This is a genomic window from Streptomyces asoensis (assembly GCF_013085465.1).
In the GTDB taxonomy this organism is placed as follows: Bacteria; Actinomycetota; Actinomycetes; order Streptomycetales; family Streptomycetaceae; genus Streptomyces; species Streptomyces cacaoi_A.
In genome coordinates this window covers 4,643,400-4,663,229 of the sequence record NZ_CP049838.1, presented here as the reverse complement: position 1 = coordinate 4,663,229, position 19,830 = coordinate 4,643,400, and the positions used below count along the sequence as shown (strand labels likewise).

Here is a 19,830-nt window from a genome sequence, read left to right as displayed (position 1 = left end):
TGGGTGCATGGACCCCATCAGCCCCCTGGAACAGGCGTTGCACACGGCACGCGCCCTCGTGCTGGCCGATCTGGCCTCGGGCGAGGTCGCCGCGGCGGATGTGGTGTCGTTGGTCGAGGACTCCGTGGTGCAGCGGCGCTGGTGGGTCGAGCAGTGGCCGGACGGCGTGGCGTACGTGGCGGGACTGGTGGCGCAGGACGTGCAGGACGCGCTGCTGGAGCGGTACGGGCGCTGGCCGATCTGCCCGGTCTGCGGCTCCGGCGACCCGCACGCCCTCGAGGTCGAGCCCGAACTCGGCCCCGACCCGCACTGGGTGTGCCACAAGGCGGGCGTGAAGGTCGCCTCGGTGGGCTCGCTGGGGCCCGCCCTGGGAAGCGAGCCGCCCTCGTGAGGCTCTCGTGACCGTCTACATCGACCCGCCGGACTGGCCGGGGCACGGCCGTATGTGGTCCCACCTCGTCAGCGACGTCTCGTATGGCGAACTGCACGCCTTCGCCGAGGGGTTGGGTGTCCCGCGGCGCGCCTTCGAGCGCGATCACTACGACATTCCGTCGCACCGCTACGCCGAGGTGGTGGCTGCCGGCGCGGTCGAGGTGAGCAGCCGCGAGGTGGTGCGCCTGCTGACAGCGGCGGGCCTGCGCAGACGCAAGGGCGCCGGAAGGCAGGGCGCCGGAAGGCAGGGCGCCGGAAGGCAGGGCGCCGGAAGGCAGGGCGCCGGAAGGCAGGGCGCCGGAAGGTAGGGCGCCGGAAGGTAGGGCGCCGGAAGGTAGGGCGCCGGAAGGTAGCGCGGGCGGGCAGGGTAGGCGGGGCGGACAGGGCAGGGCAGGGTAGGCGGGGCAGGCAGGGTAGGCGGGGCGGGGCGGACAGGGCAGGGCAGGCAGGACAGGGCAGGGCAGGGTAGGCGGGGCGGGAAGGTCGGGCGGGCGCAGGACGTCCTACGTCAGGTGCTCACGCCCGCGCAGCTCGTACGCGTCCTCCTCGTCGCCCGCGGCGACCCTGACGAACCCGGCCCGTTCGAGCACGCCACGGGAGGGGGCGTTGGCGCGCCCGACGACCGCGAACAGGCGCCGTACGTCGTCCCGCGCCAGCGCCCAGCCGGCCAGCGCGCGCAGCGCCTCGGTCGCGTAGCCGTGGCCGCGGGCGGCCTCGACCAGGTCGTAGCCGATCTCCGTGCGGCCGTCCTCGTCGGGAGCCGCGTGGAAGCTCATGCTGCCGACGGCCCGGCCGTCCTCCTGCCGCACGAGGACGTAGAGACCGAACTCCGGCCGGTGCACTCCGGACACATACGCCTGCACCATCATCCCGGCGGCGTCCCGCGTCCCCTCGAACGGTCCGCCGTCGAGCCATACGAAGCCTCCGCCGCCGCCCGCCCGGAGTCCGGCGGCGGCGCTGGGCGTGACGCCTTCGAGGGTGAGGCGTTCGGTGGGGATGCGCGAGGTGGTCACGAGGTGAGCAGTTCCAGTTCGCCCCGCAGGTTGTAGCGGGCCGTGGCCTCCCACCGCTCGCTCCCGTACGACGTCCTGAACAGCCGTGGCAGGTCGAGGAGTTGGCGCAGGATGTCCGCCCGGCCGGCCCGGAAGGCGTCGTTCGGGACGAAGTGGTACTCCTCGCGGACGGCGGCGGTGTAGGCGGCGTACGCGGTCGGCGGCGCGGCGAGGATCGCGAGGTCGGCGTCGCACAGGACCTGGCCGTCGAGGTCGTCGTCGGCCGGATCGTGGGTGACGGTGAGCCGGACGAGCCTCGCGACCTCGGCGGTCCGCTCCGGCGACACCCCCGCCTCGGGCAGGGCGCGCTCGGCGAGACGGGCGGAGCGTTCCTCGTTCTCGGACCGGTCGGGCAGATAGACGGCGTCGTGGAACCAGGCGGCCAGCCGGACGACGTCCGGGTCGGCGGCGTGCTCCGCGAGTACGTCCACGCGGTCGAGGACCTCGGTGAGGTGCGTGAGCGTGTGGTAGCGGCGCTGCGGCTCCTGCCAGCGGGCGAGGAGGTCGTCGGCGTACGGCTCCGGGTCCGGGCCACCGGCCAGGCCCCGGGTCCTGTCCAGGGTGTGGCTGAAACGGGTGCGCAGGGCGTCGAGATCGGCCATGGCCCCATTGTCGCGCGTGCGGACGGGGTTCTCCGGCGTATTCTTGAATTGGACTAGACCTGTAGTCGCCCGATGACGCTGATGTAGCCGATGAATGGGGTGCCATGAGCAAGCGTGCAGTTCTGGAGGTGATCGCCCTCGACGTCGAGGACGCGGTCGCCGCCCAGACCGGAGGCGCGGACCGCCTCGAGCTGGTCACCGACATGGCCGCCGACGGGCTCACCCCGCCGGTCGCGGTCTTCGCGGGGATCCGGGCCGCCGTCGACCTCTCCCTGCGCGTGATGCTCAGACGCTCCGAAGGTTTCGCGGCGGGAGCCGCCGAGGAGGTCGACTCCCTCGTCCGGGTCGTCGGCGAGCTGCGGGCGGCCGGCGCGGACGAGTTCGTGCTCGGGTTCCTCGACGCCGAGGGCGGGGTGGACCTGGCCGCGGTGGAGCGGGTCGTCGCCGAGCTGGACGGCTGCCGCTGGACCTTCCACCGCGCCCTCGACCACGCCGGTGACCGCGACGCCCTGCGCAAGCAGCTGGACGGCCTGCCCGGACTGGACACCTACCTCACGGCCGGTTCCGCCACCGGCGTCGACACCGGCCTGCCCACCCTCCTCGCGGAGGCGGCACGGCACGGGGAGCAGGGCTACGAGCAGCAGCTCCTCGTCGGCGGCGGGCTGCGCCTCGACCATGTGCCGGTGCTGAGGGCCGGCGGCATCGACGCCTTCCACATCGGCGGCGCGGCCCGGCCGAACGGCTGGGCCGGACCCGTGTCGGCGGGCGCCGTGGGGGAGTGGCGACGAGCGGTGGACGACGAGCACGACGAGCAGGACACGTAGGCAGGTCTAGCGGGCCGGCCCGGCCCGGCCCGGTGTCGGTGCCGGTCGGCCGAACGGTCCCGGCAGCGAGGCCATGAACGGCACGATCAGACCCCGGGCCCGGGCCGGTCGGGTGGGTGGGTCGGTGGTGCCCGTGTGTGTCCGGGGTCCGGTGCCGGGGCGGGTCGGGTGGGTCGGTGGTGCCCGTGTGTGTCCGGGGTCCGGTGCCGGGGCGGGTCGGGCCGGTCGGTGGTGGTGGGGTCCGGGGTCCGGTCTCGGGGCGGTCAGTCGAGCTGGGGTGGCAGCGGGGCCGCGTGCGTCACGATCAGGCCCGACACCGCTCGGGTCAGCGCCACGTACAGCCGCCGCAGGCCGGTCCGCTCGTCCGGTTCGCCGTCGACCACCGCCTGGGGCTCGTCCAGGACGACGTAGTCGTACTCCAGGCCCTTGGCCAGGGAGGCCGGGACCAGGGTGAGGCGGGTCTCGGCCGTGGTCTCCTCACCGGGGGCGAGGTGGCCGATGCCCGACGCGGACAGTGCCTCGGCCAGCGCCGGGATCCGGGCGTCGGCCGCGATCAGGCCCGTCGAGCCCTCGTTGCGCAGCAACTCCTCGCAGGCCGCGACCACTTCGGCGGTGCCGGCGCCCGACCGGAGGTCGAAGAAGCCGGGGTTCTCGCGGACCGAGGCGACGGGCGTCAGACCCGGCGCGATGTGCGGGAGCAGACGGGAGGCGTAGGTGATGACGTCCGTCGGCACACGGAAACCCGCCGTCAGTTCCTCGATCACCGCGTCCGCCTTGCCCAGGTGACCGAGGGCCTCCTGCCAGCTCCGGGTCGCCCACGGCGTGGTGCCCTGCGCCAGGTCGCCCAGCACGGTCGCCGAGCCCGTCGTGCAGCGGCGGCCGACCGCCCGGTACTGCATGGGGGACAGGTCCTGTGCCTCGTCCAGGACCACATGACCGAGGGAGTGGGTGCGCTGGACGATGTCGGTCGTCTCGTCGATCAGCACCGCGTCCGCCGCCGACCACCTGGCCGCCTTCACGGACCGGGCCGGCCTTCTGCCGGATCCCGGCAGCGCCCACAGGATCGTCTTCTGCTCGTCCTCGCTCAGCAGGCCCTTCGCGTGCTCGGCGAGGAAGTCCGCGTCCGTGAGCAGCCGCAGCACCAGCTTCGCCGGATCGACGGCCGGCCAGACCTCCTTCACGGCCGCCTTCACCGCGCTGTTGCGGGCCACGGCGTCCTGCACCCGGTCGTCCGGGGCCTCGCCCGAGCGTTCCATCTGCACCAGGACGGCATGTGCGATGCGCTGCGGCAGGGCCTCGCGGGCGGCGCCGTAGCGGATGTCCCGGTCCAGCAACTCCCGGACCATCTCCTCGAGTTCGTACGCCGGAAGCCGCCAGCGCCGCGAGCCGCGCACGACGACGAGCGGTTCGCTCGGCATGCTGACGTGCGAGTAGACGGCCCGTCGCAGCACCTCCGCCATCCTCGCGTCACCCTTGACGACCGCCGCGGCCGCGTCGTCCGTGCCGCGCACCTCCACATGGGCCACCAGGTCGTCGACCGTGCCCTGGCGCACCGCCAACTCGCCCAGTGCGGGCAGCACCTGCTCGATGTAGTGGAGGAAGGACCGGTTCGGCCCGATGACCAGCGTGCCGGTGCGGGCGAGCCGCTCGCGGTGGGCGTACAGCAGATACGCCACCCGGTGCAGACCGACGGCCGTCTTACCGGTCCCCGGGCCTCCCTGGACACACACCGTGCCGCCCAGCCCGCTGCGCACGATCTCGTCCTGCTCGGGCTGGATGGTGGCGACGATGTCACGCATCGGTCCGACACGGGGCCGTTCGATCTCCCGCTGGAGCAGCTTGCTGGTCCGCGCCGTCTCCGCCGGGTCGGACAGGTGCTCGTCCTCGTAGGCGGTGAGGTCGCCGCCGGTGTAACCGAAGCGGCGGCGCAGCCCGACGTCCATCGGGTCCTTCTTCGAGGCCCGGTAGAACGGCTGCGAGACCGGCGCACGCCAGTCGATGACCATCGGGTCGCCGTTGACGTCGTGCACATGCCGACGCCCGATGTAGAACTGCTCCCCCTCCGCGCCCTCCGCCCGCTCGGCGCCGGGAGCGTGCAGATAGTCGAGCCGGCCGAAGAACAGCGGGGTGTGGCTGAGGTCGGCGAGCGCCTTGATCCGCTCTTCGATCTGGCGCTCCAGGATCTGGGCGTTGACCCAGTTCGCGGTGACGTCGCTGATGTCGAGGGACTCGGCGTCCTCGCGCATGGCACGCAGGGCACCCCGGGAGGAGGCGAGGTGGGCGCGTTCACGGGCGAGCGGATCGTCGTCGACAGGCGTGGACGGCATGGACGGCGTGAGCGGCGTGGACAAGGGGGTGCCTCCGGACCGGCTGAGGTGGGCGCTGCGGTGAGTCCGTCCGGTTTCCGTCCGGACGGCGGCACTCCGGGAAGGGAGGCGGGCAAGAGCGGAGATTGTAGGTGAACGGCGGAGGAGCGTGCCAACGCATTTATCCGGCCGCCACCCCGATGGGAGTCGGCCGCACCCTCGATGGGACCCGGCCGCCACCCCGATGGGACCCGGCCGCCACCCCGATGGGAGCCGGCCGCACTCCCGTTGGGAGCCGGGCGCCACCCCGATGGGAGCCGGCCGCACCCTCGGTGGGGACCCGGCCGCACCCCCGATGGGACCCGGCCGCCACCCCGATGGGACCCGGCCGCCACCCCGATGGGAGCCGGGCGCCACCCCGATGGGAGCCGGGCGCCACCCCGATGGGAGCCGGGCGCCACCCCGATGGGAGCCGGGCGCCACCCCGATGGGAGCCGGCCGCCACCCCGATGGGAGCCGGCCGCACCCTCGGTGGGGACCCGGCCGCACCCCCGATGGGACCGGCCGTACCCCCGTGGGACCCCTGCCCGACGGCCCTCCGTCCCGTAGGGGAGACCCCCGCCCGCAGGTGTACCCGAGGAGTAGGCCGAATGGGGACCTGGGACCGATGCCCGCTTTATGTCTCGGCTCGCATCATGGATACATGAGTGCAGCGACCATCACCCCGGCCCCCGGTCGCCCGTCCGGCGCGACCTCCCTGTCCGACATTCACCGTCACCGCCTCGGCGACGCCCTGCGCGCCGTGAAGGTCTTCGCGGGCGCCGCCTTCGACGTGATCATTCTCGGCGAGTACGGCGAGGAAGCGGGCGTCCGCCGCCGCAGGTGACTCAGGCCTCACCCGCGAGCAGCTCGTCCGCGTCCATGATCCGGTACGCATAGCCCTGTTCCGCCAGGAAGCGCTGGCGGTGCGCCGCGAAGTCCTGGTCGAGGGTGTCCCGTGCCACCACCGAGTAGAAGTGGGCCTGGTGACCGTCCGCCTTCGGGCGCAGGACACGGCCCAGGCGCTGGGCCTCCTCCTGGCGGGAGCCGAAGGTGCCCGAGACCTGGATGGCGACCGTCGCCTCCGGCAGGTCGATCGAGAAGTTCGCGACCTTGGACACCACCAGCACGCTGATCTCGCCCTCCCGGAACGCGTTGAAAAGCTTCTCGCGCTGCGCGTTGGAGGTCTCGCCCTTGATCACGGGGGCGTTCAGGTGCTCGCCCAGCTCGTCCAGCTGGTCGATGTACTGGCCGATGACCAGGATCTGCTGCCCCGCGAAGCGGCGGACGAGCGCCTCCGTCACCTTCCGCTTCGTCGCCGTCGTCGCGCAGAAGCGGTACTTCTCCTCCGCCTCGGCGGTCGCGTACGCCAGCCGCTCGGAGTCCGTCAGGTTGACGCGGACCTCGACGCAGTCGGCGGGCGCGATGTAGCCCTGCGCCTCGATCTCCTTCCACGGCGCGTCGAACCGCTTCGGCCCGATCAGGGAGAAGACGTCCGACTCACGGCCGTCCTCGCGGACGAGGGTCGCGGTCAGGCCGAGGCGGCGGCGCGCCTGGAGATCCGCCGTGAACTTGAAGACCGGCGCCGGCAGCAGGTGCACCTCGTCGTAGAGGATGAGCCCCCAGTCCCGGGAGTCGAACAGCTCCAGGTGCGGGTAGACGCCCTTCCGCCGGGTCGTCAGCACCTGGTACGTGGCGATCGTGACGGGCCGGATCTCCTTCCGCGTCCCGCTGTACTCGCCGATCTCCTCCTCGGTCAGCGACGTCCGCTTCACCAGCTCGTGCTTCCACTGCCGCGCGGAGACGGTGTTCGTGACGAGGATCAGCGTGGTCGACTTCGCCTGCGCCATCGCCCCGGCGCCGACGAGGGTCTTGCCCGCGCCGCACGGCAGCACCACGACACCGCTGCCGCCGTGCCAGAAGTTCTCCACCGCCTGCTTCTGGTAGGGCCGCAGCGCCCAGCCGTCCTCGTCCAGCTCGATCGGGTGCGCCTCGCCGTCGACGTACCCCGCGAGGTCCTCGGCCGGCCAGCCCAGCTTCAGCAGCGTCTGCTTGATCTGCCCGCGCTCGGAGGGGTGCACGGCGACGCTGTCCGGGTCGATCCGGACGCCGACCAGCGGAGCGACCCGCTTGGAGCGCAGGATCTCCTCCAGCACCGGCCGGTCGGTGGTGGTGAGCACGAGCCCGTGCGCCGGGTGCTTGCTCAGGGTCAGCCGGCCGTAGCGGTCCATCGTCTCGGCGATGTCGACGAGCAGCGCGTGCGGCACGGGGTAGCGGCTGTACTGCACGAGCGCGTCCACGACCTGCTCGGCGTCGTGCCCGGCGGCCCGGGCGTTCCACAGGCCCAGCGGGGTCAGCCGGTAGGTGTGGATGTGCTCCGGCGCCCGCTCCAGCTCCGCGAACGGCGCGATGGCACGACGGCAGTCGTCCGCCTGCTCGTGGTCGACCTCCAGGAGCAGAGTCTTGTCCGACTGGACGATCAGCGGTCCGTTCACGTACGCCATCCCTTCCGCACGGGCCAAACCTCCAGTGTGCCGTACGGCGCGCCGTAGCGGTGGTCCGCTTCTTCCCGGCGGCCCTGCGCAACCCTGACCTGCGTTCGTGGGTCTGACCGGGGGAGCAGCGCGATGGGCGCGACGCGGTGGGGAGTCACGGTATGTCGGTCCTGTCGTTCCGCAGAGGCGCGGTCGGCGTGGGAGCCGCGGCGGTGCTGGCGGCCACGGGCACCTGGGTGATGTGGCCCGCGGACATCGACGGGCGGCTGTGGAGCGAGGTACGGCCGGTGATCGAGGCCAGGATCGCGGCGGAGTCGCGGGGGAGCGGCTACGGCGAGACCGTGCCCGCGCTCGAGGCGCGCTGGTTCTGCCAGGCGAAGGCGCTCGAACTGGAGGAACACGCGGGCGAGGTGCGGGCCGGCGTCAACACGCTGTGCGTCGAGTACGGGGTGCAGGACAACAGCCTGGTCGAGTGCGGCGCCGGACAGTATCCGCAGGTGGTGCGGCTGGAGCGGGACGACGCGGCCGCCGGCGGCTACCGGGTCGTCGCCCGGGAGGAGCCGCCGGACGGCGACGGCTACGGGCGGTGGACGGAGTCCCACTTCGGGGTCTTCGCCAGATCCTCCCTCCAGGACCCGATGTCGACCCGAGCCCTGGAGGCCACGGCCCGCGCCCACTTCGGCCTACCCGCGGACGCCTCCATCGGAGAGTGCTGAACCGCCGGCCCTCGGCCCGTCGACCATTCACCGGCGGCGGCTACTGTCGGCCATCCGAAGGGCGGGGCCTTGGCCTGGCGGCCATGTGCCTGGCGGCCTCTGGCCTGGCGGCCTCTGGCCTGGCGGCCACTCGACCGGTGGCTCCGACCAGGCGGCCACTCACCAGGTGTCCCTGGCCTGGTGGCCCTTGGCCCGGCGGCCACGCAAACGGCGGCCTCGGCCCGGCGGCCACTCACCCGGTGGCCTCTGGCCTGGCGGTCACGCAAGCGGTGGCCCCTGGCCCGGCGGTCACGCAAACGGCGGCCACTCACCCGGTGGCCTCTGGCCTGGCGGTCACGCAAACGGCGGCCACTCACCCGGTGGCCTCTGGCCTGGCGGTCACGCAAACGGCGGCCTCGGCCCGGCGGTCACTCACCCGGTGGCCTCTGGCCTGGTGGTCACGCAAGCGGTGGCCACCGGCCTGGCGGTCATTCAACAGGCGGCCATGTGCCTGGCGGCCGCGGGCCCGCTGGTCCCTTGCACGCCTGCCGCCTAACCGGCAGGGCAGCGGGTGGGGGCGGTCAGTCGTTCGCCAGTTCTGCGACGCCTGTGATTCGGTGCAGGGGGTACGTGCGGACCTCGTCCGCCGTGTGGTCGTACGCCGTCACGAAGCCGCCCTCCACCCGGACCGGGGCGATGACGCGCTGGCTGGCGGTGCCCTCGGCGTTGACGTAGCCGATCCACAGGGCCTCGCCGGTGAGGACGGCGGCCTGCATGGTGGCGAGGGTCTCGGCGGAGCTGGTCCGGGGGAGTTCGCCGGGGGCGAGCGGGGCGGCGTCCTCCGTCGGTTTGCGGGGGGTCGTGGCGGCCAGGTCGCCGGCCCTGATCGCGCGGATCGCCGCGGTGAGCAGTGTGGTGTCGGGCACCGGCGGCCCGTCCGGCACCGGCTCGGGAGCCGTGCGGGGCGGGGTGCGGTGGGCATGGGCGCGGGTGATCAGGACGTCCCCCTCGGCCGACTCGGCGGCGGGCGCGAAGCCCATCGCGCGCAGTCCCTCGAGGAGGGCGGCCGGGTCGGCCAGGGTCGCGAGCACCGTCGGGGCCAGGCGGCGCAGGCGCAGGGCGGCGGCGCGCTTGTCGGCGAGGATCTCGTTCAGCAGGGCGTCGTCGTCGCAGCGGACGTAGGCCGAGGCCGCGCCCACCCGCAGATGGCCGTGCCGGCGGGCCACGTCGTCGATCAGATACGCCAACGGCTGCGGCACCGGCGTACGGGAGTGCTCGGTGAGGAAGGCGTGCAGGTCGGAGGCGCTGCGGCCGGCGTCCAGGGCGCGGCGCACCGAGCCGGGGGTGAAGCGGTAGACGGTCGCGCCGCCCTTGGACTCGACGTCCGCGAGGACGCTCAGCACGTCGGCCAGCGGGCGCCGCAGCGGACCGGGGGCGACCGCGGTCAGGTCGGCCTGGAGCAGGACGTGGTCCAGGGGCTCGGGGAGCAGCGGGGTGAGCAGCCGGGCGGCGGCCGCGGTGGCCACGGCCTGCTCGGGAGGCGAGAGGGGCACGGCCGGGGGCCCGGCGGCGGCCGCCCGGTGCGGCGCGGGCAGCTTGTCACCGGGGCCGGTCGGGCCGGTCGGGTCGGCCTGCGCGGTGGCGGCGGCGGCCGGTTTGGGCGCGGGTCGTGCCCCCAGCAGGGCCCGCCCGTGCGCCGACAGCGCGCCTCGGCCGGTCACGCCCAGGAGCTCCGCCTCCGTCAGGGTCCAGCGGGCCAGCCGGGAGCGCAGGTCGTCGTCGCCCTGAGGACCCTGCGGTCCGCGCAGCGGTCGCTCCCAGCGCAGCCGGGACAGCACCGCCTCCGGGTCCGGTGCGGCGCCCTCGGGCAGCCCGGCCAGCAGGGTCAGCACCCGATGGCGCACCTCGGGCGCGGCGGACCGGTCCAGGCCCGGCCCCAGCGCCGACAGCGCCCGCTCCTTGAGGTCCCGGCCGCCGACCACCCCGGACGTCCGGGTCGCCGCCAGCCACGCCTGCGCGAGCTGCGCCCACCGGTCGGCGGGCGGCCGCTCCAGCCACTCGTCGTACTCGGGGGTGGCCGCGTACCGCTCGTCGGCCTCCCCGTCGGAGGCGAGCAGCCCGGCCGCGTACGCCAGCTCGATCCAGAACGCGGCCATCGGCTCGGACACGTCGAGGGCGACGGCCGTCCGCTTGAGGTCGCGCACGCTCAGGCCACCGGCCCGCAGGACCGCGGGGCCGCCCTCGTGCCAGTCCTTCAGCAGCTCCTCCACGGTCGCCAGCGTCGTGTACGCCTGCCCGGCCGCCGTCGAGTCCACCACCTGTGGACGATGCGTGGCGACCGCCTCGACGGTGGGCGGCACGGGTTCGGCCGTGCGGTGGGCCCGGCCCTCGCGCAGATGCAGGGCGACCTCACGGGGCAGTACGACGGTCCCGGGGGCCGTCGGCAGCAGCAGCCCGCGATCGAGCAGCCAGCGCAGCCGTGCCGCCGGATCGGCCGTGACCTGCCCGTACGGCGGCCCCCACATCAGCCGCTTCAGGACGTCGACGGAGTCGGCGGGCGCCGTCGCGAGCAGGGCGGTCATTTTCTTGCGGTGGGTGAACAGGGCGGTGAGCGCGCCGACGGCGGACACCGAGTCGTGCGTGGACGGCAGCCCGGCCGTCGCCACCAACTCCTGGATCCGGCCCGGTGACATGCCCGCCGTCGCCTCCCGCACGCTCGGCCCGAGCCCCGTCGGGGACGGGTGCTGCGCGGACGGCGCGAGCAGTTCACGGGCGGTGCGGACGAGGCGGAGGCTGCCTTCGTCGCCCCAGACCAGGGCCTGTTCCCGCAGGGTCGCCAGGGCGCCGGGCAGCGCGTCGACGACCGCCTGGTCGCGGGTGTCGCCCGCCATCAGTCCGAGCAGTTCGGCGTACGTCGCCGGGTCGCCGGCCACGGCCAGCGCCTCCGCGGTCTGGAGGGCGAACCGGTCGAGCCGCTCCAGCGCGCGGACGACGGAGGCGCGGGTGCCGGCGCGGGTGGCGAGCTGGGTGAGGTCGGTGGGGACCGGGGTGATGAGGTCGGGGCGGGCGCGCAGGAGTGCGGAAAGTGAAGCGTCGTCCCGGGCGCGGAGCGCTGCCGCTAGGGAGCGGGGGGCCCGCTGGTCCTCGGTGCTCATCTTGCCCACGGTAGCGGTTGGCGTCCCCCGGGGGCTGCGCCCCGGGACCCCCGCTTCGGCCCTGAAGGGGCCTTGTCCTCAATCTCCCCCGGAGGGGGGTGCCCCCGGACGGGCTGGATGATTGCGGACCGGCGCTCGACCGCTGACGTCCCGCCTTGTCCTCGAACGCCGACACTGCATGGACAGGTGTTGGCAACGGGGAAGCGGTGCAGGTGGGGAGAAGCGGTAGCTTCTTTCCGTGGGGATCGAGAGCGACCAAGTCGTCTACGAGTATCTGAGCCGGGTCGGGGATGTCGCGCAGCAGCGGCAGTTGTCGTCGGCCACGCGGATGCGGCTCGTCTCCGAGCTGCGCAACGAGATCGACCGGCGCCGGGCGAAGGCGGCCGTCGACTCGCCCGCCGCCGTCCGCCGCATCATCGACCGTCTCGGCAGTCCCGACGACATCGTCGCGGCCGCGGCCGACCGGGGCGGCGACGCGCCGCAGACGCCGGCGCCCTCCGTGCCCGTACAGCGTGACCGCGAGGCGGAACCGGAGCGGCCGAAGGGGATCCGGCGGGTCGTGCCGCGGCCCCGGACCGGCGCGCCGCCCCCCGCGACCCCCTCCGACGTGGCGTCACCGCCGCACCGCGCCCCCGCGCACGAGCTGGGCGACGGGCGCGAGACGCCCGACTGGTGGCTGAACGAGCCGACCCCGTTGGGCATCGGCGAGGACGTGCCGGGGTTCGTCGGCGGAGTGGAGATCCCGGACCTGCTCAAGCCCCCGCGGCCCAGGAAACTCGAGGAGGAGCGGGAGGAGGAAGAGGCCGAGGCTGAGGTTGAGGGGGAGGCGGGTGAGGGCGACGGTCGGCCGCGTCGGCGTCGGTTCCGCGTTCTTCGGCGCTCGCCCTCCGGTGAGCGGGCCCGCTGGAGCAACCCCCTGCTGCTGATCGCCGCCGGATGTCTCGGCGTCGGCGCCGTGCTGGGGAACTGGTTCGGACTGATCCTGGGGTGGCTCATCGCCTACGCCTCGCGTCGGCTGACCGAGCGGGAGACGAAGTTCGCCGTGATGGGGCTGCCGGGGCTCGCGCTCACGGCCGGGCTCGTCTGGCTGTGGGGGCGGTCCGAGGGGCGCTGGGGCGACCCCATCGCGGACGGGCACATGAACGACGCCGTCGCCCAGACCTGGCCGTGGGTGATCCGGGGCGCGGCCGTGGCGTCGGCGCTGTTCCTGGTCTGGCGGTCACAGAAGCCGAGGTAGGAAGGTGTACCGGCCAGGCAGAATGGGCCGTATGACGTCACCCGTGATCACCGTCGGCTTCGACCTCGACATGACCCTCATCGACTCCCGGCCCGGCATCCGCGCCACCTATGTGGCGCTCGCCGAGCGGACGGGGACGTACATCGACGCCGATCTGGTGGTCACCCGGCTCGGGCCGCCGCCCGAGACCGAGCTGGCCCACTGGTACCCGGCGGAGCGGGTCGCGGCCGTCGCCGACCTGTACCGCTCGCTGTACCCCGAGCACGGCGTCACCGGCGCGACCGCGCTGCCCGGCGCCCGTGAGTCGATCGCGGCGGTGCGGGCGGCCGGCGGCCGGGCGATCATCGTCACCGCCAAGCACCAGCCCAACGCCAGGCTCCAGGTGGAGCATCTGCGCCTCGGCCCCGACGCGGTCATAGGCGACCTGTGGGCCGAGCAGAAGGCGCAGGCGCTGCGCGAGCACGGCGCGAGCGTCTACGTCGGCGACCACGTGGGCGACGTACGCGGCGCGCGCGCCGCCGGGGCGCTGTCGGTGACCGTGCCGACCGGGCCGATCGATGCGGAGGAACTGCGGACGGCCGGTGCGGATGTCGTGCTCGCCGACCTCACCGAATTCCCGGCCTGGCTCGCCGGTCACCTCGAGGCCTACCGCGCGGCGCCCCGCGCCTGACGCCGGCCCGCGGCGACCGATTGCAGGACGCCGGCGCCCGCGATGAGGAATCCGACGCCCATGAGCATGCTCAAGCCGAACATGTACGTCGGAAAAGGCGTCGTATCGAGGAGGAGTGGGGCGACTGTGACCAGTGTGGCCACAGCGCCGACGAAGAACACGATGGCACCGGCACGGATCAGTCGGTCACCGGGAGCGGCGGAATTCGTTTGGGTTTTGTCACGCACCGGACCAGGGTAGTTCCCTGCGCGAAGGAACAACCGGGGGACGTCTTGTCACCGGCCCGAAGACCATTAGCCTTGGTACCGGCGGGTCGTGGTCGACCCGCCCAAGTGCTATCCAGAGCCGTTCAGAGCTGTTTCGGAGTCGAGAAGCAGCTTTCCGACGAGTACGAGGACGAGGACAGACGTGCCTACCGGCAAGGTCAAGTGGTTCAACAGCGAGAAGGGCTTCGGCTTTCTCTCCCGTGACGACGGCGGTGACGTCTTCGTCCATTCCTCCGTCCTGCCTGCCGGAGTCGAGGCCCTGAAGCCGGGCCAGCGAGTGGAGTTCGGCGTCGTCGCCGGACAGCGCGGCGACCAGGCGCTCTCCGTCGTCATTCTCGACCCGACCCCTTCGGTCGCCGCCGCACAGCGCAAGAAGCCCGACGAACTGGCCTCCATCGTCCAGGACTTGACCACCCTTCTCGAGAACATCACGCCGATGCTCGAGAAGGGCCGTTACCCGGAGAAGACCTCGGGCAAGCAGATCGCAGGTCTGCTGCGCGCGGTCGCCGACCAGTTGGACGTCTGACCGGTACCGGACGACGGGAAATCGGTATCCGTTACGGCGTTACGGGAAATCGAGCGCACCCGGGCCGAGGGGCGGCAACAGCCCCTCGGCCGCCGCGCGTGTCAGCAATCCCCTGACCGCCGCATAGCCGTCCTCGCCCAGGTCCGCCGTGAACTCGTTGACGTACAGACCGATGTGCTGGTCGGCGACGGACGGGTCCATTTCCTGGGCGTGTTCCATGACGTACGGGCGGGAGACCTCGGGGGCGTCCCAGGCGGCGCGTACGGAGGTACGGATCGAGTCGGCGAGCCGGGTGAGGGCCTGGCTGCCCAGCGAGCGCTTGGCGATGATGGCGCCGAGCGGGATCGGCAGGCCGGTCGTGGACTCCCAGTGTTCGCCCATGTCGGCGAGCTTGTGCAGCCCGTAGTCGCGGTAGGTGAAGCGGGCCTCGTGGATCACCAGCCCCGCGTCGACCTTTCCGTCCCGCACGGCCGGCATGATCTCGTGGAACGGCATGACGACGATCTCGCCGACGCCCCCCGGGACCAGCTCCGCCGCCCAGAGCCGGAACAGCAGGTACGCCGTCGACCTCTCGCTCGGCACGGCGACCGTGCGGCCGGTCAGGTCCTTCCCGGCCTCCCTGGTCAGCACCAGCGGGCCGCAGCCCCGGCCCAGCGCGCCCCCGCACGGCAGCAGCGCGTACTCGTCGAGGACGTACGGCAGCACGGCGTACGACACCTTCAGCACGTCCAACTCGCCGCGCTCGGCCATGCCGTTGGTGATGTCGATGTCCGCGAACGTCACGTCGAACCCGGGCGCGCCCGGCACCCGCCCGTGGGCGAGGGCGTCGAAGACGAACGTGTCGTTCGGGCAGGGCGAGTACGCGATCTTCAGATCGTCACCGGTCATGCGGGTTCCAACTCTCCAGGACGGGTGTGAGCTTCCCGAAGGCCGTGGTGAGGGCGGCGAGCGCGGCGCCGATGCGCCAGGCGTCGCGGTCGCGCGGGCCGAGGGGGTTGGAGACCGCGCGGATCTCCAGCACGGGCACGCCGTGCGCGGCGGCGGCCTCGGCGACCCCGAAGCCCTCCATCGCCTCGGCGAGGGCCCGCGGGTGCAGCGCGCGCAGGGCGGCGGCCCGGGCGGCGGTCCCGGTGACCGTCGAGACGGTCAGGACGACGCCGGTCAGGGCACCGGTGGCGGCCGCGGTCTCTCGTACGAGGGACTCGGGCGGACGGTGGGTGACGGTGCCGAAGCCCAGCTCGGTGACGGGCAGGAAGCCGTCGGCGGTCTCGGCGCCCAGGTCGGCGGCGGTGATCTCGTCGGCGAGGACCAGGGAGCCGACGGGGGCGGCGGGCGCGAAGCCGCCGGCGATGCCCGTCGAGACGACCAGGCCGTAGGGGTCGCCCCGCAGCGCGGCGGCCGTGAGGGCGGCCGAGACGGACGCGGCGGCCAGGGCCGGGCCGACCCCGGCGGCGAGGAGGTCGTAGGACTCACCCGCGCGGTGCAGGCTCACACCCGGCAGGCGCACCTCACGGCCGGGCCCGGGCAGCGCCCGGGCCACCGCGTCCCGTTCGGCGGGGACCGCGGTGGCCACGAGGACACGGGTGCGGGACGTGGTCAGTCGTCCTTCTTGAGCTTGAACGACCACAGGCCGGTCACCGCCTGGCTGTCCTTCTTCCCGTCGCCGGCCTTGATGGAGACGAGGGTGGAGTCGCCCTGGGCGCCGTACTGGGCGTTGAAGAACACGCTGCCCGGGATCGTGCGGTAGGTCTTGTCGCTGTCCTCGGTGAGCGGCTGACCGTTCATCAGGATCGTCCAGCGCTTGTCGGCCACGTCGGGGTCGACACCGAAGCGGACGGTCTCGTCCGGGTCGACGGTGATGGACTTGATGTCCTTGTCCGCGAGGCACTTGGTCAGTGCGGCGGCCTGGAGGGTGTCGCCCTCCCCGCCACAGGTGGCCTCGGCGCTGACCGAGGTGCGGCCGACGGTGATCGTGGACAGCGGCGTCGGCTTGTCGCAGGCCGACAGGACGAGCAGTCCGGCGGAAACGGCGCCGGCGGCGGCGACGACGCGGCGGCGTCGCACAACGCCAGGTACATCAGCGGCTCCGCCGCGGGGCATCGTGGTCATGGCGGAAGGCTATCGGGCACGCCCGGCCCTCTCTTTACGTGGGGGGCGGCGTGGCTGTGTGTTACGCCACGCGGGGCTTCGCACCGCTCCCGTGCCGCACCGAGGACAGCAGACCGCGGACCGTGGTCAGCCAGCCCAGCGCGACCACCGCGGCGGCCACCGACAGACCCAGCGCGCCGTTCAGCGGCATCACGATGCCGACCGCGCCGCCGAACACCCAGCACACCTGGAGCAGCGTCTCCGAGCGGGCGAACGCCGAGGTGCGCACCAGCTCGGGCACGTCCCGCTGGATCAGCGCGTCGAGGGACAGCTTGGCCAGGGCCTGCGAGAACCCGGCGACCGCCGCCATGCACGCCACCAGGAACGCCCCGAAGAACACCGCGGCGGTGATCGCCGCGCCCAGCACGACGGCGACGACCGTCACGATGATCAGCTCCGGGGCCTTGGAACGCAGCCACGCCCCCACCGCCGTACCGAGCGCGTTGCCCACGCCCGCCGACACCGCCACCATGCCCAGCGACACGGCCGCGCTCTGCCCGGTCAGCGGGTGCTCGCGCAGCAGGAACGCCAGGAAGAAGGTCAGGAACCCGGACAGCCAGCGCAGGGCCGCGTTGGCGCCGAGGGCGTGCGTGACGGCGATGCCGACGGTCCTGAGGCCCGGCCGCTTCACCGGCTGCCGGTGCGGGCCGTGCAGGTGCTGCTCGTCGGCGGCGAGCAGCGCCACGGCCTCGCCCTTGGCGGAGTCGACCTTGCGGGGCAGCGAGAAGGACAGGAACGTACCGGCCACGAAGATCACGAAGGCGCCGTAGAGCGGGTAGCGCGGCCCGAGGGACTGGAGTCCCGCCCCGATGGGCGCGGCGATCCCGGTGGCGAGGAGACCGCCGAGGGTGACCCGCGAATTGGCCTTGACCAGGGAGAACCGGGGCGGCAGCAGCCGGGGCACCACGGCGCTTCTGACCACCCCGTACGCCTTGGAGGAGACGAGCACGCCGAGCGCGGCCGGATACATCTCGATGCTGCCGGTGGCGACGGCACCGGACAGCACGAGCGCGAGGAGCGCCCGGGCGAGCATGGCCCCGGCCATGGCGGCGCGCCGACCGTGCGGGAGCCGGTCGAGCAGGGGGCCGATCACGGGGGCGAGGACGGTGAAGGGGGCCATGGTGATGGCGAGGTAGAGCGCGACCCGCCCGCGGGCCTCGTCCGTGGGCACCGAGAAGAAGACGGTGGAGGCGAGCGCGATGGTGATCATGACATCGCCGGCGCCGTTCACGCCGTGCAGCTCGATCAGCTTGCCGAGGCCGGACTCGCCGGCGCCGTGCGCGTGGGTGGCCTTCCGGATCCCGCGGGCGGTGCCGGTGAACGGGAAGTGCAGGGCACGGCCGACCGCGCGGACGGACCCGCTCATCCGGCCCGAACCGCTCACCCGGCTCCTCCCCTTGTTCCCCTTCGTCGCACCGATCCCGGTGGCGCCCTGGGGTGTCCTCGCGGCTGCCACCCCGTCATAGTGCCCCGGAAAAGCGGTACGTAGTGCGGTTACCGCGCGTATGGGCGTGTGATCGTCGCCGCGCCGGGCCGGTCCGGAGGGGGTTCGGCGGTGGTTCGGTGGCTTCTGTGAGCGGGAAACGTCCCGTCGGTGTAGGCCGAGCGTCCGCGAGCAGGTAGCGTGCGTAGCGCGCCGTGGCGATTGTTCTCGGCCGCGCGCCTCCCGGCCATCCCGCAGAATGGATGACAGCAGGTGCGCCCGAGCGCGATCGGGCGCGGACGTCGACGCGGCCCACCGGTCCGCTCCGTTCGCACCCGCCGCCTTCAGGCCGGCGCACCGAGAGACGGCGTAGGAGAGAAGCGATACCTGTGAGCGCAGCGACCACGCGAAGCCGCACCCCCGACCGCCTGTGCGCCGAGGCCGTCGACCTCGCACGCGCCGCAGCCGAGGAGGCAGCCGCCCCCGGCGTGGTGGGCGAGCATGCGGGGCTGGTCTCCGAGGGCGACCGGGTGGTCACCCACTACTTCGAGTGCAAGGAGCTGGGCTACCGCGGCTGGCGCTGGGCGGCGACGGTGGCACGGGCCTCGCGCGCCAAGGTCGTCACGCTCGACGAGGTGGTCCTGCTGCCGGGCCCGGACGCGGTCCTGGCCCCCGAATGGGTTCCGTGGAGCGACCGCCTGCGCCCCGGCGACATGGGTCCCGGCGACCTCCTCCCCACGGACGCGGAGGATCTGCGTCTGGAGCCCGGCTACACCGGTGAGGACGATCCGCGCCTCCAGCCGGGCTACTTCGACTCGGACGAGCCGACGCCGAACTCGCCCCTCTCCGAGGAGATGGCCGAGCTGGTGGAGGCGGAGGACGCGGAGGTGACGCCGGCCCCGCCCGCGGCCCTCCCGGCTGCTCCGCGCCGGGGCACCATCGCCGCGGTCGCCGAGGAACTGGGCCTGCGTCGCGCCCGGGTCCTGTCCCGCTACGGTCTGCACACCGCGGCCGACCGCTGGGAGGACGGCTTCGGCCCCAAGACCCCCATGGCCCAGGCGGCCCCCGCGTCCTGTGTGAGCTGCGGTTTCCTCACTCCCATCGGCGGCTCCCTCGGTCAGGCCTTCGGTGTCTGCGCCAACGAGTTCTCCCCGGCCGACGGCCGGGTGGTCTCCCTGGCGTACGGCTGCGGCGGCCACTCGGAGGCGGCGGTCATGCCGACGCCCCCGCGGCCCGCTCCACCGGTGATCGACGAGACCCGGGTCGACCCGTTCCCCCTCCGCCCGGCCTCGGACTCGGGCTCCGTCCCGGAGACGACGGACGAGGACACAGCAGAACTGGGCCATTCCTAGACCCACCCCCGGCCCCACCCAGGGCCACCCCCGGCCCCACCTGGCGCGGGCCACCTCCGGCCCCGCCCAGGGTCACTCCCGGCCTCACCTGGCGCGGGCCACCTCCGGCCCTGCCCAGGGCCACCCCCGGCCTCACCTGGCGCGGGCCAACCCTGGCTCACCCAGGGCCACCCCCGGCCCTACCTGGCGCGGGCCACCCCTGGTCCCTTCCCGGGGCCCGATCCCGGTCTCTTCCGGGCCCGATCCCGGTCTCTTCCGGGGCCGATCCCGGTCCCTTGCAGGGCCGATCGCGGCCCCTCCTGGGGCCGACTCGGTTCCTCCAGGGCTGGAATCCGTCCCTTCCGGGAGCATGTCGACCCTGCCGGGGTCCAGCCTGGCCCCCGCCGGGCCGAATGTGGCCCTCAGGGCCCAGCCCGGCGCCTCCCAGGGGCACTCCCGACCCTGCGGGGCCACAGGCCCCGCAGGGCTGCGTTCGGCGTTGTTCCTGAGCGCAGGTCGGCCTTTTTGGGGCCTGGGGGCCGCCTGGGGATTCAGTTGTTGTGTGATTGTGATGTGGGGGGTGGTCGGGGCCCGGGTACGGCCCTACGGGACGTTCTGGCGGTGGTTCG

The 19,830-nt window shown here is 73.5% G+C and carries 18 protein-coding genes and 1 pseudogene; 9 read left to right on the top strand and 10 right to left on the bottom strand.

From position 1 onward, the window contains the following. Window positions 1–7: 7 nt before the first annotated feature. Together G9272_RS20725 and G9272_RS20720 are read left to right on the top strand one after the other, a co-directional pair. On the top strand, window positions 8–391 hold the full coding sequence (locus G9272_RS20725) for a hypothetical protein (RefSeq protein ID WP_171397981.1): 384 nt from the start codon (window positions 8–10) through the stop codon (window positions 389–391). 7 nt (window positions 392–398) lie between these two features. Beyond that, window positions 399–740 carry a DUF4031 domain-containing protein gene (locus G9272_RS20720; RefSeq protein ID WP_253267873.1) on the top strand — a complete coding sequence of 114 codons (342 nt, stop codon included), beginning with the start codon at window positions 399–401 and terminating at the stop codon, window positions 738–740. Between the two features lie 195 nt (window positions 741–935). On the opposite strand, the pseudogene G9272_RS45365 reads toward G9272_RS20720, so the two are convergent. Together G9272_RS45365 and G9272_RS45360 are read right to left on the bottom strand one after the other, a co-directional pair. Beyond that, window positions 936–1,430 (bottom strand): annotated as a pseudogene (locus tag G9272_RS45365) (GNAT family N-acetyltransferase); the annotation flags it as partial. An 11-nt stretch (window positions 1,431–1,441) separates the two neighbouring features. Then, the gene (locus tag G9272_RS45360; protein ID WP_253267872.1) at window positions 1,442–2,086 is read right to left on the bottom strand and encodes an HD domain-containing protein; all 645 of its coding nucleotides are present in this window, start codon (window positions 2,084–2,086) and stop codon (window positions 1,442–1,444) included. Window positions 2,087–2,190: 104 nt separating this feature from the next. Here G9272_RS45360 and G9272_RS20705 point away from each other — a divergent pair, with 104 nt between their 5' ends. Further along, window positions 2,191–2,910: a copper homeostasis protein CutC gene (locus tag G9272_RS20705; RefSeq protein WP_171397980.1), complete on the top strand. Its 720-nt coding sequence runs from the start codon at window positions 2,191–2,193 to the stop codon at window positions 2,908–2,910. A gap of 263 nt (window positions 2,911–3,173) precedes the next feature. Here G9272_RS20705 and G9272_RS20700 read toward each other — a convergent pair whose 3' ends face one another. Then, complete coding sequence (locus tag G9272_RS20700; RefSeq protein ID WP_171402088.1) at window positions 3,174–5,237, bottom strand: HelD family protein; 2,064 nt, start codon at window positions 5,235–5,237, stop codon at window positions 3,174–3,176. A gap of 682 nt (window positions 5,238–5,919) precedes the next feature. Here G9272_RS20700 and G9272_RS20695 point away from each other — a divergent pair. Continuing rightward, window positions 5,920–6,102, top strand: coding sequence for a hypothetical protein (locus G9272_RS20695; protein WP_171397979.1), 183 nt, complete (start codon window positions 5,920–5,922; stop codon window positions 6,100–6,102). A 1-nt stretch (window position 6,103) separates the two neighbouring features. On the opposite strand, the gene G9272_RS20690 is transcribed toward G9272_RS20695, so the two are convergent. Further along, on the bottom strand, window positions 6,104–7,750 hold the full coding sequence (locus tag G9272_RS20690) for a DNA repair helicase XPB (protein ID WP_171402087.1): 1,647 nt from the start codon (window positions 7,748–7,750) through the stop codon (window positions 6,104–6,106). A 161-nt stretch (window positions 7,751–7,911) separates the two neighbouring features. Here G9272_RS20690 and G9272_RS20685 point away from each other — a divergent pair, with 161 nt between their 5' ends. Then, a complete protein-coding gene (locus G9272_RS20685) occupies window positions 7,912–8,466 on the top strand; it encodes a hypothetical protein (RefSeq protein ID WP_171397978.1) in 555 nt (184 codons plus the stop codon). Window positions 8,467–9,026: 560 nt separating this feature from the next. Here G9272_RS20685 and G9272_RS20680 read toward each other — a convergent pair. Then, window positions 9,027–11,600, bottom strand: a complete 2,574-nt coding sequence (locus tag G9272_RS20680) for a helicase C-terminal domain-containing protein (protein WP_171397977.1) — start codon at window positions 11,598–11,600, stop codon at window positions 9,027–9,029. 238 nt (window positions 11,601–11,838) lie between these two features. Between G9272_RS20680 and G9272_RS20675 the strand changes: the two genes are divergently transcribed. Both G9272_RS20675 and G9272_RS20670 read left to right on the top strand, forming a co-directional pair. Then, the gene (locus tag G9272_RS20675) at window positions 11,839–12,837 is read left to right on the top strand and encodes a hypothetical protein (protein ID WP_171397976.1); all 999 of its coding nucleotides are present in this window, start codon (window positions 11,839–11,841) and stop codon (window positions 12,835–12,837) included. A gap of 22 nt (window positions 12,838–12,859) precedes the next feature. Then, window positions 12,860–13,507: an HAD family hydrolase gene (locus tag G9272_RS20670; protein WP_171397975.1), complete on the top strand. Its 648-nt coding sequence runs from the start codon at window positions 12,860–12,862 to the stop codon at window positions 13,505–13,507. On the opposite strand, the gene G9272_RS20665 is transcribed toward G9272_RS20670, so the two are convergent. Continuing rightward, window positions 13,483–13,734: a hypothetical protein gene (locus G9272_RS20665; RefSeq protein ID WP_171397974.1), complete on the bottom strand. Its 252-nt coding sequence runs from the start codon at window positions 13,732–13,734 to the stop codon at window positions 13,483–13,485. The two genes, G9272_RS20670 and G9272_RS20665, sit on opposite strands and share 25 nt — an antisense overlap. Window positions 13,735–13,915: 181 nt before the next feature. On the opposite strand from G9272_RS20665, the gene G9272_RS45935 reads away from it, so the two are divergent. Continuing rightward, window positions 13,916–14,299 carry a cold-shock protein gene (locus G9272_RS45935; RefSeq protein WP_020130260.1) on the top strand — a complete coding sequence of 128 codons (384 nt, stop codon included), beginning with the start codon at window positions 13,916–13,918 and terminating at the stop codon, window positions 14,297–14,299. A 39-nt stretch (window positions 14,300–14,338) separates the two neighbouring features. Here the strand turns inward: G9272_RS45935 and G9272_RS20655 are convergent, their stop codons facing one another. From G9272_RS20655 to G9272_RS20640, 4 genes are all read right to left on the bottom strand, one after another. Next, complete coding sequence (locus tag G9272_RS20655; protein ID WP_171397973.1) at window positions 14,339–15,187, bottom strand: 1,4-dihydroxy-6-naphthoate synthase; 849 nt, start codon at window positions 15,185–15,187, stop codon at window positions 14,339–14,341. Continuing rightward, the gene (locus tag G9272_RS20650; protein ID WP_171397972.1) at window positions 15,177–15,926 is read right to left on the bottom strand and encodes a futalosine hydrolase; all 750 of its coding nucleotides are present in this window, start codon (window positions 15,924–15,926) and stop codon (window positions 15,177–15,179) included. The genes G9272_RS20655 and G9272_RS20650 overlap by 11 nt, the downstream gene beginning before the upstream one ends. After that, window positions 15,896–16,408 (bottom strand): DUF2771 domain-containing protein, encoded by a 513-nt coding sequence (locus G9272_RS20645; protein ID WP_171397971.1) that lies wholly within the window; start codon window positions 16,406–16,408, stop codon window positions 15,896–15,898. Before G9272_RS20645 ends, G9272_RS20650 begins: the two co-directional genes overlap by 31 nt. Window positions 16,409–16,469: 61 nt before the next feature. Beyond that, entirely contained in the window at window positions 16,470–17,903 is a 1,434-nt protein-coding gene (locus G9272_RS20640) for an MFS transporter (protein ID WP_171397970.1), read from the bottom strand. 356 nt (window positions 17,904–18,259) lie between these two features. On the opposite strand from G9272_RS20640, the gene G9272_RS20635 reads away from it, so the two are divergent. Further along, complete coding sequence (locus tag G9272_RS20635; protein WP_171397969.1) at window positions 18,260–19,222, top strand: DUF3027 domain-containing protein; 963 nt, start codon at window positions 18,260–18,262, stop codon at window positions 19,220–19,222. The last annotated feature ends 608 nt before the right edge of the window (window positions 19,223–19,830 follow it).

Bases quoted from the DNA above. Each gene is read 5' to 3' on its own strand.
- G9272_RS20725 (WP_171397981.1), top strand. From the start codon at position 8: ATGGACCCCATCAGCCCCCTGGAACAGGCGTTGCACACGGCACGCGCC.
- G9272_RS45360 (WP_253267872.1), bottom strand. From the start codon at position 2,086: ATGGCCGATCTCGACGCCCTGCGCACCCGTTTCAGCCACACCCTGGAC.
- G9272_RS20705 (WP_171397980.1), top strand. From the start codon at position 2,191: ATGAGCAAGCGTGCAGTTCTGGAGGTGATCGCCCTCGACGTCGAGGAC.
- G9272_RS20700 (WP_171402088.1), bottom strand. From the start codon at position 5,237: ATGCCGTCCACGCCTGTCGACGACGATCCGCTCGCCCGTGAACGCGCC.
- G9272_RS20695 (WP_171397979.1), top strand. From the start codon at position 5,920: ATGAGTGCAGCGACCATCACCCCGGCCCCCGGTCGCCCGTCCGGCGCG.
- G9272_RS20685 (WP_171397978.1), top strand. From the start codon at position 7,912: ATGTCGGTCCTGTCGTTCCGCAGAGGCGCGGTCGGCGTGGGAGCCGCG.
- G9272_RS20680 (WP_171397977.1), bottom strand. From the start codon at position 11,600: ATGAGCACCGAGGACCAGCGGGCCCCCCGCTCCCTAGCGGCAGCGCTC.
- G9272_RS20670 (WP_171397975.1), top strand. From the start codon at position 12,860: ATGGGCCGTATGACGTCACCCGTGATCACCGTCGGCTTCGACCTCGAC.
- G9272_RS20655 (WP_171397973.1), bottom strand. From the start codon at position 15,187: ATGACCGGTGACGATCTGAAGATCGCGTACTCGCCCTGCCCGAACGAC.
- G9272_RS20645 (WP_171397971.1), bottom strand. From the start codon at position 16,408: ATGACCACGATGCCCCGCGGCGGAGCCGCTGATGTACCTGGCGTTGTG.